Below are 14,022 nucleotides of genomic sequence, written 5' to 3'. Positions count from 1 at the left end.
CAAAAATAATTTTTAGGGATTTTTTAATATGGGTCACTTTCCAGTGATCTTAATTGTTCCATTATCGATATCTGCTTTGAGATTCTTGGCGTTAAGATTATCGAGATAGAAATCAGTAACTTTATCACGAATCTGCTGTTCGATCACCCTTCGCAAAGGACGAGCGCCCATCGCTTCATCGTATCCTTGATTCATCAAATAATCTTTGGCCGCTTGGGTGACTTCCAGCTTGATGCCTTTCTTTGCCAACGTTTGATTAACTTCCGTAAGCATTAATTCAACAATTTGTTTTAGATTTTCTTTGCTCAAGTGGCTAAATTCAACAATGGCATTAAAACGATTCAAGAACTCCGGCCGGAAGTAGGGCTCCAAACGTTCAATAATCGACTTGTCTTGGTCTTTTTTATTATCCGATTCATTTCCAAAACCAGCATTTGAAGTAGCGATCACAACTGTGTTCTTAAAGTTGACAACATTGCCTTGACCATCTGTCAAACGGCCATCATCCAGAACTTGAAGCAATAGAGTGATGATTTGTGGATTAGCTTTTTCGATTTCATCAAGTAAAACAATCGAATAAGGATTGCGCCGGACTTTTTCTGTAAGCGTATTTTGATTATCGTTGTAACCGACATATCCAGCCGATGTACCGATAAGCTTAGAACTAGCAGTTAAATCGGAATACTCGGACATATCCAGACGAATAATCGCATCTTTGGAACCGAACATATCCAAAGCCAATTGTTTGGCCAATTCGGTTTTTCCTACTCCAGTCGGTCCAACAAATAGAAAACTTCCAATCGGGCGATTCCCTTCGTCAAAGCCGGCCCGATTACGGCGAACAGCTCGTGCAACTGCTTCAACGGCCTCGTTTTGGCCAATTACCTTGCCCTTTAAACGACCGGCGATCCCCTTTAAGCGCTCAATATCATTCGCACCCATTTTGGCAACAGGAATACCGGTTAAACGCTCGACCGATTGAGCAATATCATTCGGTTTAACAACAACTTCTTCTTTTTTATTTTCGCTGGAAACGTTTTTTAACTTATCTTCAAGCTCTTCGACCCGCTTTTTGGCAGCGGCAGCTTTCTCGAAATCTTCCTTTGCCGCAGACTGGTCCTGTTCGGTTTTGGCATTTTTCAAATCATTTTCCAAACTGACTTTGTCTGTCACCGGGTGTTGAGCCGATAAGTGAGCGGCTGTCATGTCCACCAAATCAATCGCTTTATCCGGTAAGGACCTTTGTGGAATATACTGAACTGAATAATCAACAGCCGCTTTTAAGGCATCGTCGGGAAACTTAACATGATGGTGTTTTTCATAAAGCGAACGGACACCTTTTAGAATTGCCAATGTATCTTCCGGGCTTGGCGCGTTAACAGTTACTTCGTTAAAGCGACGCGCCAAAGCAGCATTCTTCATAATCGTATTCCGATACTCGTCTTGAGTCGTGGCTCCGATCACAGAAACCTCACCTCGGCTTAAAGCCGGTTTTAAGATATCAGCCATTCCATTAGATCCGGACTCTTCTCCGGTGTTGCCGGCTCCTAATATTTGATGAATTTCATCAAAGAAAAGGATCACGTTGCCGGCACTTTTTACTTCACTAATTAATTTTTGAATATTTTCTTCAAAACTTCCACGATACTGAGTTCCTGCTTCAAGAGCAGAAATATCGATAGAATATATTTCTTTGCCTTTAATTGCTGCCGGAACATTTCCATTGATAATCGCCTGAGCCAGTCCTTCGACAACAGCCGTTTTCCCGACTCCAGCGTCGCCAACTAGAACCGGGTTGTTCTTTGTCCGTCGGCTTAAAATCTCTGCAGTCTCCTGAATTTCCTTGTTCCTGCCGATTACCGGATCTAGTTTGCCTTGTCGCGCTTCCTCGGTCAAATTACGGCCGAGTTTTTCCAAAATACCCGTTTTCTTTGATTGACCATTTTTTTGAGAAACAGCCGTCCCAAGCTGCCCGGGCTGAGCCTGTGACCCAACTTCCTGAAATTGACCGTTAATCGGCATTTTGCCACTTTGACGGTAAGCAGCAAACTCTTCCGGGCTTACTTCCTGTCCATTGATTAGATAACGGGATTCGGAATTAATTCCGTTCATTCGTCCCATTAAATTATTGAATATGTCATCCATCGAGTTGAATGGATCATTATTACTGTTATTAAAATAATCATTATTAGCCATGATTGAATCCTCCTATCAATCTTCTAAATAATCGGTTTCTAACTCTTTTAACACCTCCCACATACTGCTTTGAGTGGCTTGTGCGAGAGCATCGAGGTCCCGCAGGTTCAGACTCGTCGCATCGGATTGTGGTTTGTTAAAAGATTTATGAATTGTTGTATAGCCATATCCTCCCGCCTTGGCAACTTGATAAATCGTCAAATTGTGATCTATTAGATAGGCCTTTATGTCAATTTCCATTGGAAACCTCCTTCATTTAAAAATTATATCACTTTTGTGAAGCATTTACAAATGTGAAGTAATTAAGTTTGCCAAAAAAAAGAAGTCAAACGGCTTCTTAATAATTACTTCTTCTTTTATGATTTATTTTTTTCTTTATTAATTAAAATCTTATCAATCAAGCCATAGTCCAAGGTTTCCTTGGAATCCATCCAATGATCACGCTCGGTATCTTTTTCAATCTTCTCGATCGGCTTACCGGAATTTTCTTTTAAGATGTTATTTAATCTCTTCCGAGTCTTCAAAAGTTGATCGGCAATAATTGACATATCGGTCTGCTGGGTGCCGGCTCCGGCGCCTCCCATCGGCTGATGAATCAAGTACTCGGCATTTGGAAGCATAAAACGCTTGCCTTTGGTACCGGATGAAGCAATAATAGTTGCCATCGAGGCAGCCATTCCCATGACAATTGTTTGAACATCTGATCTGATGAAGTTCATTGTATCAACGATTGCCATACCAGCGGTAACTGATCCTCCTGGTGAATTTATATACATATATATATCTTTATTTGGATCTTGAGCATCCAAGAACAATAGTTGAGCAACAATGCTTGTTGCCATTTGATCTTCGACTTCTCCTTGAACCAAGATAATTCGGTCCTTTAAAAGACGACTTGGAAGATCATAACTCTCGCGTCCATTTGCTGTTTGTTCAATAACTCCAGGCCACATATCGCGCCTCCTTAAATTTAATAAAATTAGTATAGTTCAATGGTCAAGAAAGGTCAAACTTTTTTATGATTCAATTCCTTGACGATTTGCATCAATTTTCGCATTCGATGATTAATTCCGGATTTCGTCAATTCCTGCCCTTCGATCATTCCCGCCAAATCGCTTAAACTGGCCTCCGGGTTTTTTAAACGCAAGTCAGCAACAATCTTCAATTTTTCCGGTAAATTATCCAAACGATTCTGCTGACGCAAAAAATCCATCGCCTCGTATTGTCTTTCGGCGGCTTCGGCCATTCGGGTCACATTGGCATTATCGGCATTAGCCAAACGATTGGCCGAATTACGCATATCCGACATGATACGCGCATCTTCAAAATGCAGCATCGAACTGGTGGCTTGAATAATTGATAAAAAGTCTGAGATTCGTTCACCGGTTTTTAAATAGACGATTAATTTGTTCCGACGGTCGGCGATTTTTGCACCCAAATTAAAATTACGATTATTCATAATTGAAAAAATTTGTTCGATTAAATCTTCATCCGCGGCAGAAATTTCCAAATGATAATTTTTAGAATTCGGAGCGTTAACCGATCCGGTCGATAAAAAAGCAGCGCGTAAAAAAGCCTGTTGCTTTGCTTGAGAATTCAAAAAGACTTCCGGAACTCGTCGGTCGCTGGAGAAGGGATCAAGTTGTATATCGGCAAGAATCTGATCGGCCTGCTTCATCGTAATAACGCCATAGCGATGGAGGCCAAAAATCTTCGCCGATCCTCCTCTTTCAATGTTGGTTTGGATATCGGCTTCATAGGTTTGCGAAAGCAGCTGATAAGTCCTTCTTGCGCTGGCAGGATTTTGGGTTTGAACTTCTAAAGTATTTCCGACAGCGGTGCCGAGATGATAAATTCCATTCAGACGAAAAATCGCCGATAACTCCGACTTTGAAGTCTTAACGTTAATCGGCAATATCGAAAGTTCTTTTTTAACTTGTTGGGTAAAAGTCATTTAATTTTATTATCCAAAATATCAAGCAGTTTCCTAACGATTTTATCACCATCGTGAAAAGCGCCTTGATCGCGTAACTTAAGAAAATCTCCAGTAATCGGAGTAACGCCAAGTTTGCGATCTTCATTTGTATCGACCTTAACCTGAGTCGAAATTTCGTTCCATTTTTGATAATCGATATAATCTTCCGGAACAACAGCAGTATTAGTCAAAACATAATCAATAATATTTTTGGAAACATTATGATAAATTGCTTTAATGTGGCTGGCATCCGTGTAATTATCGGTTTCGCCTTTTTGAGTCATAATATTGGCAATATAGACCTTCTTTGCCGGACTTTCCTTAACTGCTTTGCCAACAACCGGAATAACCAAATTCGGTAAAATCGAAGTATAAAGAGAACCCGGGCCAAAGACAATCATGTCTGCATGATTAATCGCCAACAAAACTTCCGAAGTAGGTACCGGTTGTTTTCCGGCTTCGGTCGTAATTGATAATTTTTCAATCACCTTATGGGCAATCGTAATTTCATGTTCGCCGACACCGGTGCTTCCATCGGTAAATGCAGCATGCAGAACCAAAGGAACGTTAGCAACTGGATAAACTTTTCCGGAAATCATCATATAACGACCAAGCTTTTGAACTGCTCCAAAGATGTCGCCCGACATTTCCGTCATCGCAGCAATGATCAAATTTCCTAAAGCGTGATTTTTGAAAAACTCATCCGACGAGTCGAACCGATATTGAAAGATATCCAAAAAATCTTCCGGCAGCAGAGATAAAGAAACCAGAGCATTTCTAATATCTCCAGGCGGAACAATGTTCATAAAGTTTCTAATTACACCCGATGATCCACCATCATCGGCAACGGTTACGATTGCGGTCACCTCGACATTGCAGTCGCGTAAAGGGCGCAAAATAACCGGCAAGCCGGAACCGCCACCAATTACGACAATATTTCTTTTTTTTCTGCCCGTCACGGTTTGGCCTCCTCTTTGACTTTAGCAAGTTCTTTTTTTAGAGATTTCTGCAGATCGCGATGAGAAATCGTGACCTTGTATCCGTCTTTTTTTAAATCTTTTCCCAAGCGCTCAGCAAAAGCAACCGACCGATGCTGACCGCCGGTACAACCAAACGCAATCACAATTTCCGATTGTATATCGCCGCCCTTGGACTCCTTTTTTTGAGCTAGCGGCAATACCTGTTCGATTGTTCTTTTGTAATTATCATAAAATTCACTCGCTCCAGGGACCGACATAATAAAATCAGATACTTTTTCATCGAGTCCGGTCATCGTTCTCATCTCCGGCTGCCAATATGGATTATCTAAAAAACGCAAATCAAAAAGAATTGAAGCCTCTGGAAGATGTTTATATTTAAATCCAAACGATATAACCTTTATTTTCATGCCAAATATGATTATATCAGGCTTCTATCTCCGTATCAGAGAGGCTTTGAATATAATCAAATAAAATTTTTCCTGCGACCGCTCCATCACCAACCGCAGCAGCGATTTGACGGATAGAATCCTTGCGAACATCTCCAACAGCATAAATGCCGGGGACTTTGGTCTGCATATTGTCATCAGTCAAGACCCAGCCTTTTTCGTCTAAAATACCCAGATTTTCCAAGCCCTGGGTATTCGGGTCGATTCCAACATAGATAAAAACACCATTTGTCTTAATTACAGATTCTTGATTGGAAATTTTGTCAAGAACTTTAACCCCGGTAACTTTTTCATCGTCGCCGATAATTTCTTCAGTCCGTTTATTCCAAGAAAAATCAATGTTGTCTGTATCAAAAGCCCGTTTTTGAGCAATTCGAGAAGCTCTCAATTGATCGCGACGATGAACAATCGTAACATCCTTAGCTAAATTAGCTAAATAGCTGGCTTCTTCAACGGCTGAATCGCCACCGCCAATTACAACAATTTGCTCATTTTTAAAGAAAGCCCCATCACAAACAGCACAATAGGAAACGCCGCGGCCGGAATATTTATCTTCTCCGGGAACACCGATGTGACGGTGAGTCGCTCCGCTAGCAACTATCACCACCTTCGCCTCGTATTGCTCATCATCGGTAACTATCGTTTTCGTTTTACCGTGATCGATGACATTTTGGACTTCTCCAAAAGTGTATTCGGCTCCAAAACGAGTTGAGCTGGCATACATTTTCTCGGCCAAATCAGGGCCTAATATCGAATCAAAAGCCGGGTAGTTTTCAACCTCGGCTGTATCGTTCATCTGACCGCCATAAATACCTTTATTAATCATCATGACAGATAAATTTGCTCGGCTTGCATATGTTGCGGTGGTCATCCCGGCCGGTCCGGCACCAATTATCACGACATCATATTTCTGTGTCATAAAATCTCCTACTTACTAATTGTTAGTTTAGCACAGCTGCTATTTTCACTCAATTAGATAAAAAAACGCCCAATTCGGACGCGGATTGTTTGAACTTTAGTATAAAGCTTAAAGAGTCTTGGCAAGTTCTTTAATATACTTGCGAAGTTCATCGCCAGTATCGGGATGCTTTAATCCAAATTCAATATTCGTTTCAAGAAAGCCGATCTTTGAACCAATATCATAGCGTTTACCATCAAATTGATGAGCGTAAACATGTTCTTTATGGTTCAGGCTTTCAATCGCATCAGTCAACTGAATCTCGTTGCCCTTGCCGGGCATTGTATTTTCCAGTTCGGAAAAAATTGTTGGTGTAAATAGGTAACGACCAATAATTGCCAAATCGGAAGGTGCATCCTGAGGACGAGGTTTTTCAACAAAATTTTTAACTTCGAACAGTCCCGGCTTAACTTCCTTAGAAGGATCGATTACGCCATATTTTGAAGTTTCTTCATGAGGAACCGGCATGACTGCCAAAGTCGATTGCTCGGTTTCGTTATAACGATCAACCAATTGTTTAGTCAAAGGAACACGATCGGTCATCAGATCATCACCAAGCATTACAACAAAGGGTTCATTGCTAATAAAAGACTTAGCCTTTAAAACAGCATCGCCCAAACCATGTGGATGAGACTGTCTAATGAAATAGATATTCAAATCAGTCGTATCCTGAACTAATTTCAATAACTTGTCTTTACCCTTGGCAGACAAATTGTCTTCCAATTCCGTGTTGGAATCAAAATGGTCTTCAATTGATCGTTTTGATTTTCCGTCGACGATAACGATATCTTCGATTCCTGACTGAATTGCTTCTTCAACGATAAATTGGATTGTCGGCGTATCAACAATTGGCAGCATTTCCTTTGCCAAAGCCTTGGTTGCAGGCAAAAACCGTGTGCCCAATCCAGCGGCCGGAATGACGGCCTTTTTAACTTTTTGTACCATGTAGATTATTCCTCCGAGATCAGTGGCCGATTCATAAGATCAGCGACTACATCATCTATTTTCGCATTTTCATAGAGTATTTTATAGACACTTTCGCTAATTGGCATAGAAATATTGTTTTTTCTTGACAATTGGTCTACTGCTTTGGCAGTTTTAACGCCTTCAATCACCATACCCATCTCTTTTTGGACCTGTTTTAAATCTTTCCCGGAAGCAAGGCCGAGACCGGCACGAAAATTGCGGGAATTAGTTGACATAGCAGTAACGATCAAATCGCCTAAGCCAGCCAAACCATTAAATGTTTCGCTTTTTCCGCCTAAAGCAACTCCCAAACGACGCATTTCGGAAAGCCCGCGAGTAACCAAAGCTGCTTGAGTATTGTCGGTCATTTTGAGGCCTTTTATGATGCCACCAGCAATTGCAAGAACGTTTTTCAAAGCTGCTGCATATTCCGATCCGCATAAATCAGAATTGGTATATACACGAAAGAAGGAATTAGACAGCGCTGCCTGAATAATTGCCGCCCGTGCTTGATTGGAGCTTGCAACTGCAACTAAAGTAATAGCCCTTTTAACAACTGACTCGGCATGGGATGGCCCGGAAATAAAGAATAAATCATCCTCCTTGATACTCGGGATTTCCTCGCTAATCATTTGGCTGACACGCTTATTGGAATCTACTTCAATTCCTTTAATAGCATGGCCGAAGATAATTTCATTTTTCAAACTCGGCAAAATACTGGCTAATTTCCCGGCAACCTGGCGAACCGCCGAAGTTGGTACAACAAACAAAACAATCTCGGCATCTTTAACAGCATCTTTTAAATCAGTTGTTGCTTTAAGATTTTTATCCAAAAAAGCTTCTTGAAGAAACCTTCGATTTTGATGATTTTGATTAATATCATCAATATCGCTTTGGTTTTTCCCCCAAAGAATTACTTGATTACCATTCATCGAAAAGGTTGAAGCCAAAGCAGTTCCCCAAGATCCGGCTCCAAGAATAGCAATTTTACGTGTTTGCTTGATCATGGATTTCATTTTCCTTAATTAATTTTGTCTGTCGTTGTTCCAAAGTCGATAAGGCATCAAAACCCATTCTTTCTGTTCGATACTTTAGGGCAGCAGCGTCAATGACACTTGCAGTATTTCGACCAGAAGTAACCGGTAATTCCATTTTCGGAATTTCAATTCCAAGAATTTTAAAATTAGCGCCATCATCACTCAGACGGTCGAAATTTTGAACCTTTTCGTTCGAACGTTTTAAATCAATATTCAAAACAATTGTCGTGTGATCACGAATTGTTGCTGCGCCGTAAGTTTTTAAGACATCAATAATTCCTATTCCGCGGACTTCCATTAAATTAGCTAAAACTTCCGGTGGGGCACCGACTAAGCGCTGCTCGTCTTCGGCATATATATCAACTCGATCATCGGCAATCAAACGAGCTTTGCCTTGTTGAATCAATTCAAGCGCCGCTTCGGTCTTGCCGATTCCCGGGTCCCCGGTCAACAAAACGCCAATTCCGTTGATATCGATCAGCACGCCATGAACCGACTTGCGTTCCGATAATTGGGCGCCAAGATAATAAGTCATATTTGAAAGCAGGCGGGAAGAAGTCAAAGAACTGGTCAGAACCGGAATTCCAGCGTCCTTGGCAGCTTCAATCAACTCCTCTGGAATTTTTAAATTGGTTGAAATAACAAAAGCCGGTGTTGTCTCACTGGCCATCTTTTTAAAAACAATTGTCTTGTGCTCGTGAGTCATTGTTTTTGCATATTCAGTTTCATTGACACCATATAGCTGGACACGTCGAGGTTCGAAATAATCCAAAAAACCCGTCAATTGTAAACCGGGGCGAGCAATATCAGGAACAGTAATCGGCCGTTCCAAATGGTCTTCACCCCAAACAACTCGAAGAGCCGTATTTTGAACCAAATCCCTTACTGTTACATTTTGCTGTTCATCCATTATCTAATCCTTTCAGTGCTTGTAATCAAGCTTTGGGTGAAGCTGAAGACCAAGCTTAAAATGAATACCCAACCCCAGCCATGAATCGTAATTCCGGAAACCAAACTGGCATCAACGGCCAAAACTATCATGTTGATGACGATACTAAATAGTCCCAATGTGATAAAAGTAATCGGAAAAGAAATAATATGTAAAAGCGGCTTAAGAAAAGTATTTAGCAAAGCTAAAACTACCGCAGCCACAAAGGCCGAAGTCCAATCTTTGACAGTTAATCCATAAGGAAACAAATAATGAAAAACTACAAAAACCAAGGTATTGACAACCAATTTATACAAAAAACTCATATGGTCCCCTCTTTAAATAAAGCTTGAAGAACCTGGATTCAACTCGACAATTTTACCGCTGCGTTTATAAACTAACCATTCAGCTATATCGGTAGCGTGGTCGGCAGTACGTTTCAAATAACCCACAACAACCAAGTAATCAGCTCCAGCATCAATTGTATCAACATCGCCTTTCATGGAAGTTAATATATCTTTACGAATTGTTGCCGAAAGTCGGCTCACTTCTTCAGAATGATCAGCAACTTTTTGCGCATCATCAATCGAATCTGAAACATAAGCGTCCAAAATCTCATCAAAAGTTCGAGTTGCCATCAAACCCATTTCAGAAATTTTTCTTTCGATTTCAGGCATTCTACGGTCACCATTTTCACGATGATGAATTCGAATAGTCGAATAAGCAATATCACGAGCATAATCACCCATTCTTTCCAAAACAGAAACAGCCTTCAAAATCGTTACGACTTCTCTTAAATCGGTTGTGACTGGTTGATATAAAGCAATCATTTCAAAAGTCTTTTTTTCGATTGCGGCTTCCCGCTCGTTAATTTCGTGATCACGATCAATAATTTCTTCAGCAGTTTTTGTGTCGTGGGCCATAAAACCGACTACCGATTTATCAATAGTTCTGGCCACCATTTTCCCCATACTACGGAATTGATCGTCCAAATCTTCCATTTCGATATCAAAAATTCTGCTCACGGTATCTTCCTCCTTTTTCATTTATTTTTTATTTTTAACCAAATTTACCACTAACGTAGTCCTGCGTCTCTTCTTCTTTTGGATTTAAGAAAATTTCACGTGTTTTACCAACCTCAATTAAACGACCATCGTTAAAAAAGGCCGTAGTCTGGCTGATTCTAGCCGCTTGCTGCATATTATGGGTAACAATAATCAAACAATATTCTTTTTTTAAATCTAAAAGCGAGTCTTCGACAACTCGACTTGAAATCGGGTCAAGGGCGCTGGTTGGCTCATCCAATAACAAAATATCCGGTTTCGTCGCCAAAACGCGCGCGACACTGACACGTTGCTGTTGGCCACCCGATAAACCCAAAGCATTCGCTCCCAACCGGTCTTTAACTTCATTCCAAACTCCGGCTTGGCGTAAAGCTTTTTCGACATCTTCATCCAATTGATGCTTGGATATTTTTTTCCCAAGTCTCAAACCAAAAGCAACATTATCGTAAACACTAAAAGGAAAAGGAGTCGGTTGTTGAAAAACCATACCAATTCGTTTGCGCAAATCAACCAAATCAAAGTTGTCCGAATAAATGTCGTTGTTGTGAAACAAAAATTTTCCTTCAACCTTAACCCCAGGGGTCAAATCATGCATTCTATTAAGGCTGCGAAGATAAGTTGTTTTTCCAGAACCCGATGGCCCGATCAGAGCTGTGATTCCGTTTTTTGGAAAAGACAAATTTATGTCAAACAAAGCCTGTTTCTTGCCATAAAAAAGATTCACATTTTTAGTCGTTAATAAATAATTTTCTTTTTCTGCCATTAGCCAAAATTCCCCGAAACATAATCATCAGTCAATTTAACTTTGGGACGGGTAAAAATCTTTCGAGTCAAATCATACTCGATTACTTTACCTAAATGGAAAAAAGCTGTGTAATCACCAATTCTAGCAGCCTGCTGTAAATTATGCGTAACTATAATGATGGTATATTTTTTCTTTAATTCCATCATCGTTTCTTCAATTTGCATTATTGATTTTGGATCAAGCGCACTTGTCGGCTCATCCATCAACAAAATATCGGGTTTCAAAGCCAAAGCCCTGGCGATAACAAGACGTTGTGCTTGGCCTCCTGAGAGTTCCAGAGCAGATTTATTCAAGTCGTCTTTGACCTGGTCCCATAGGGCAGCCTGTTTTAATGAAGATTCAACAATCTCATCCAATTGTTCTTTCGAATATTTTCCGCGTTGGGTTAAAGCAAAAGTAATATTATTATAAATTGATTTCGCGAAGGGATTCGGCATTTGAAAAACCATCCCAATGTGTCGGCGAACTTCATAAACGTCGACATCAGGCGAATTAAGATCAAGACCACGATACATTATCTTACCACTAACACGAGCAATACCATCATTCATTCGATTCAAAGAGCGGATGAAAGTAGATTTCCCTGATCCGGAAGCTCCAATTAAAGTAGTGATTTTAAAACGTTCAAAGGCCAGATTAACCGATTTAATCGCTTCATTTTCATCATAAAAAACAGAAACGTTTTCCGCCTTAAGAGCAAGTTCGTGTTTGGAAGGGTCTGGTTCGGATATATAGCTATCCGGGTTATCCAAATTAATAATCTTCTTGATATTTTTGACTAAAGATGGTTTACTTTTTCTCGTTCTGGCCATTACTTACCTGTCCCCGATGTCATCTTCTTATACAGCATGTTGCCAAAGAAACGTGCTGAAAGATTAAAAATAAAAACCATAACAATTAAAACAGCCGATGAACCGGCAGAAACCTCCACGGCATCCGGCATTGTTCCTTCCGAATTGACCTTCCAAATATGAACAGCCAGTGTCTCGGCCGGACGCATCAAATTCAGCGGACTATTAGAATTGAGCGGATTCCAATTGTACCAGTTTAGTTGAGGCGCTGATTGTCCCGAAGTAAAAAGCAACGCAGCAGCTTCACCGAAAACTCTTCCAGCCGCTAAAACAACTCCGGTGACGATCGAAGGAACAGCGGCTGGAAAAATAACTTTTTCAGTCGTTTCCCATTTCGAAAGACCAAGTGCCAAACCAGCTTCTCTTTGCAGATTGGGAATAGCAGCCAAAGAATTTTCAATCGAACGCGTCAAAAGTGGAAGATTGAAAAAAGTTAAGGCGATTGCACCGGACAAAACAGAAAAACCCATATGAAATTTCAAAACAAACAACAGAAAACCAAACAAGCCGACAACAACCGATGGCAAAGAGCTCAAAACTTCGATTGCCGAACGAAAAACAGCAATAAATTCCGATTTGGGATCAGCAAATTCATTGAGATAAATCGCAGATCCAAGTGCGATTGGCAAAGAGATAATCATGGAAACAATTAAAAGATAAAAAGAATTGAAAAGTTGATCCGATATTCCACCACCAGATTCAAAAGAAGAAGAATGGCTGATTAAAAAGTGCCAACTAACATGAGGAAGGCCTTGACCAAGTATCGAAATTAATAAAGCTGCCAATATTAAGATTACTAAAGCAGAAATAAAATAAATAATCCCGATTGCAATTTTATTCGTTACTTTCGTATTCATTAATGCCCTCCTTGCGTGATATTAGTCCGCTTACCAATAAAACGAATAATCAAATTGAAGAAAAGCGACATGATCAAAAGCAACGTGGCCAATGTCCAAAGCACATCGTTTTGAACAGAACCATCCGAAGTATTTCCAATACCTTGAGTCAAAATAGATGTTAGAGTCGAAGCGGACTCGAGCAGACCGTTTGGCATAATTGGCGCGTTGCCTACAACCATTTGAACCGCCAAAGCCTCACCAAAGGCACGTGCCATTCCAAAGACCACTGCCGTTAAAATTCCTGGCGTGGCAGCTCGGAGAATAACTTTATAAATCATTTGCCAACGCGTTGCCCCAATTGCCAAAGCTAACTCCCGATAATGATTTGGAACATTTCTCAGCGCATCAACTGTGAGAGAAGTGATGGTAGGCAAAATCATAACAAAAAGTACAATTGTTCCTGCCAGAATCCCAAATCCCGAACCACCGAAAGTCTTTCGCAAAAGAGGAACAACAACTGTTAATCCTATAAAACCATAAACAACCGATGGAATACCAACCAGCAATTCGACAACCGGCTGCATGATTTTTTTGCCCCAATTAGATTGAAGTTCGACCATAAATAAAGCCGTTGCGATTGCAAAGGGAGTCGCAACCAAGGCACTCAGCAAAGTAACCAGAAAGGAACCGACAATCATTGGAAAAGCACCAAACTGTAAATTTCCATTGGAGTCCGGTGTTGTTGGGTTCCAGACCGTTCCAAAAATGAATTTGAAAGGATTAATCCCGTCAAGAGTGAAAGCCATTAAACCACGGCTCAGAACAAAGAAAAAAATCGAAAAAACAACCACACCAATTAAAATTAATGCTGATAAACTCAATGAACGACCAAACATATCTTTTTTAGCCGAAATAGACTTTCTTAGTAACGACTCTTTAATCGGGTCTTGACTATTTTTTTTATTTCTCCTTGCCAT

Annotated in this window: 16 protein-coding genes; all 16 read right to left on the bottom strand. The window is 40.5% G+C overall.

The genetic code is table 11. The features are described from left to right. Window positions 1–33 precede the first annotated feature (33 nt). Window positions 34–2,196, bottom strand: a complete 2,163-nt coding sequence (locus J3U91_RS02715; protein WP_002818426.1) for an ATP-dependent Clp protease ATP-binding subunit — start codon at window positions 2,194–2,196, stop codon at window positions 34–36. Between the two features lie 15 nt (window positions 2,197–2,211). Then, a complete protein-coding gene (locus J3U91_RS02710; RefSeq protein WP_002817248.1) occupies window positions 2,212–2,436 on the bottom strand; it encodes a hypothetical protein in 225 nt (74 codons plus the stop codon). A gap of 116 nt (window positions 2,437–2,552) precedes the next feature. Beyond that, window positions 2,553–3,149 carry an ATP-dependent Clp protease proteolytic subunit gene (locus J3U91_RS02705; protein ID WP_002818424.1) on the bottom strand — a complete coding sequence of 199 codons (597 nt, stop codon included), beginning with the start codon at window positions 3,147–3,149 and terminating at the stop codon, window positions 2,553–2,555. A gap of 53 nt (window positions 3,150–3,202) precedes the next feature. Then, a complete protein-coding gene (whiA, locus tag J3U91_RS02700; RefSeq protein WP_002817245.1) occupies window positions 3,203–4,150 on the bottom strand; it encodes a DNA-binding protein WhiA in 948 nt (315 codons plus the stop codon). Beyond that, window positions 4,147–5,130: a gluconeogenesis factor YvcK family protein gene (locus J3U91_RS02695; RefSeq protein ID WP_002817244.1), complete on the bottom strand. Its 984-nt coding sequence runs from the start codon at window positions 5,128–5,130 to the stop codon at window positions 4,147–4,149. Before J3U91_RS02695 ends, whiA begins: the two co-directional genes overlap by 4 nt. Then, the gene (locus tag J3U91_RS02690; RefSeq protein ID WP_002817243.1) at window positions 5,127–5,558 is read right to left on the bottom strand and encodes a RapZ C-terminal domain-containing protein; all 432 of its coding nucleotides are present in this window, start codon (window positions 5,556–5,558) and stop codon (window positions 5,127–5,129) included. Before J3U91_RS02690 ends, J3U91_RS02695 begins: the two co-directional genes overlap by 4 nt. 16 nt (window positions 5,559–5,574) lie before the next feature. Further along, window positions 5,575–6,516 carry a thioredoxin-disulfide reductase gene (gene trxB, locus J3U91_RS02685; protein ID WP_002818422.1) on the bottom strand — a complete coding sequence of 314 codons (942 nt, stop codon included), beginning with the start codon at window positions 6,514–6,516 and terminating at the stop codon, window positions 5,575–5,577. Window positions 6,517–6,624: 108 nt separating this feature from the next. Next, a complete protein-coding gene (gene galU / locus J3U91_RS02680; protein WP_002818421.1) occupies window positions 6,625–7,500 on the bottom strand; it encodes a UTP--glucose-1-phosphate uridylyltransferase GalU in 876 nt (291 codons plus the stop codon). A gap of 5 nt (window positions 7,501–7,505) precedes the next feature. Next, the gene (locus tag J3U91_RS02675) at window positions 7,506–8,528 is read right to left on the bottom strand and encodes an NAD(P)H-dependent glycerol-3-phosphate dehydrogenase (protein ID WP_002818420.1); all 1,023 of its coding nucleotides are present in this window, start codon (window positions 8,526–8,528) and stop codon (window positions 7,506–7,508) included. Further along, entirely contained in the window at window positions 8,509–9,468 is a 960-nt protein-coding gene (hprK, locus tag J3U91_RS02670; protein ID WP_002818417.1) for an HPr(Ser) kinase/phosphatase, read from the bottom strand. Before hprK ends, J3U91_RS02675 begins: the two co-directional genes overlap by 20 nt. After that, entirely contained in the window at window positions 9,468–9,812 is a 345-nt protein-coding gene (locus J3U91_RS02665; RefSeq protein WP_002817238.1) for a phage holin family protein, read from the bottom strand. The genes hprK and J3U91_RS02665 overlap by 1 nt, the downstream gene beginning before the upstream one ends. Window positions 9,813–9,824: 12 nt before the next feature. Beyond that, window positions 9,825–10,511 carry a phosphate signaling complex protein PhoU gene (gene phoU, locus J3U91_RS02660; RefSeq protein WP_002818415.1) on the bottom strand — a complete coding sequence of 229 codons (687 nt, stop codon included), beginning with the start codon at window positions 10,509–10,511 and terminating at the stop codon, window positions 9,825–9,827. A gap of 34 nt (window positions 10,512–10,545) precedes the next feature. Beyond that, on the bottom strand, window positions 10,546–11,313 hold the full coding sequence (pstB, locus tag J3U91_RS02655; protein ID WP_002818413.1) for a phosphate ABC transporter ATP-binding protein PstB: 768 nt from the start codon (window positions 11,311–11,313) through the stop codon (window positions 10,546–10,548). Then, entirely contained in the window at window positions 11,313–12,167 is an 855-nt protein-coding gene (pstB, locus tag J3U91_RS02650; protein WP_002818411.1) for a phosphate ABC transporter ATP-binding protein PstB, read from the bottom strand. Before pstB (J3U91_RS02650) ends, pstB (J3U91_RS02655) begins: the two co-directional genes overlap by 1 nt. Further along, window positions 12,167–13,063, bottom strand: coding sequence for a phosphate ABC transporter permease PstA (gene pstA, locus J3U91_RS02645; RefSeq protein WP_002818410.1), 897 nt, complete (start codon window positions 13,061–13,063; stop codon window positions 12,167–12,169). The genes pstB (J3U91_RS02650) and pstA overlap by 1 nt, the downstream gene beginning before the upstream one ends. Continuing rightward, window positions 13,063–14,022, bottom strand: coding sequence for a phosphate ABC transporter permease subunit PstC (pstC, locus tag J3U91_RS02640; protein ID WP_002818409.1), 960 nt, complete (start codon window positions 14,020–14,022; stop codon window positions 13,063–13,065). Before pstC ends, pstA begins: the two co-directional genes overlap by 1 nt.

It is taken from the genome of Oenococcus oeni, assembly GCF_020510245.1.
Lineage (GTDB): Bacteria > Bacillota > Bacilli > Lactobacillales > Lactobacillaceae > Oenococcus > Oenococcus oeni.
The sequence above is the reverse complement of the archived record's forward strand: the minus strand, read 5'-3'. Positions and strand labels throughout refer to the sequence as shown.

Coding starts and splice junctions, on each gene's coding strand:
- whiA (WP_002817245.1), bottom strand. CDS start 4,150: ATGACTTTTACCCAACAAGTTAAAAAAGAACTTTCGATATTGCCGATT.
- hprK (WP_002818417.1), bottom strand. CDS start 9,468: ATGGATGAACAGCAAAATGTAACAGTAAGGGATTTGGTTCAAAATACG.
- J3U91_RS02690 (WP_002817243.1), bottom strand. CDS start 5,558: ATGAAAATAAAGGTTATATCGTTTGGATTTAAATATAAACATCTTCCA.
- pstA (WP_002818410.1), bottom strand. CDS start 13,063: ATGAATACGAAAGTAACGAATAAAATTGCAATCGGGATTATTTATTTT.
- J3U91_RS02715 (WP_002818426.1), bottom strand. CDS start 2,196: ATGGCTAATAATGATTATTTTAATAACAGTAATAATGATCCATTCAAC.
- pstC (WP_002818409.1), bottom strand. CDS start 14,022: ATGGCAAGGAGAAATAAAAAAAATAGTCAAGACCCGATTAAAGAGTCG.
- J3U91_RS02675 (WP_002818420.1), bottom strand. CDS start 8,528: ATGATCAAGCAAACACGTAAAATTGCTATTCTTGGAGCCGGATCTTGG.
- pstB (WP_002818411.1), bottom strand. CDS start 12,167: ATGGCCAGAACGAGAAAAAGTAAACCATCTTTAGTCAAAAATATCAAG.
- J3U91_RS02665 (WP_002817238.1), bottom strand. CDS start 9,812: ATGAGTTTTTTGTATAAATTGGTTGTCAATACCTTGGTTTTTGTAGTT.
- galU (WP_002818421.1), bottom strand. CDS start 7,500: ATGGTACAAAAAGTTAAAAAGGCCGTCATTCCGGCCGCTGGATTGGGC.
- J3U91_RS02705 (WP_002818424.1), bottom strand. CDS start 3,149: ATGTGGCCTGGAGTTATTGAACAAACAGCAAATGGACGCGAGAGTTAT.
- pstB (WP_002818413.1), bottom strand. CDS start 11,313: ATGGCAGAAAAAGAAAATTATTTATTAACGACTAAAAATGTGAATCTT.
- J3U91_RS02710 (WP_002817248.1), bottom strand. CDS start 2,436: ATGGAAATTGACATAAAGGCCTATCTAATAGATCACAATTTGACGATT.
- trxB (WP_002818422.1), bottom strand. CDS start 6,516: ATGACACAGAAATATGATGTCGTGATAATTGGTGCCGGACCGGCCGGG.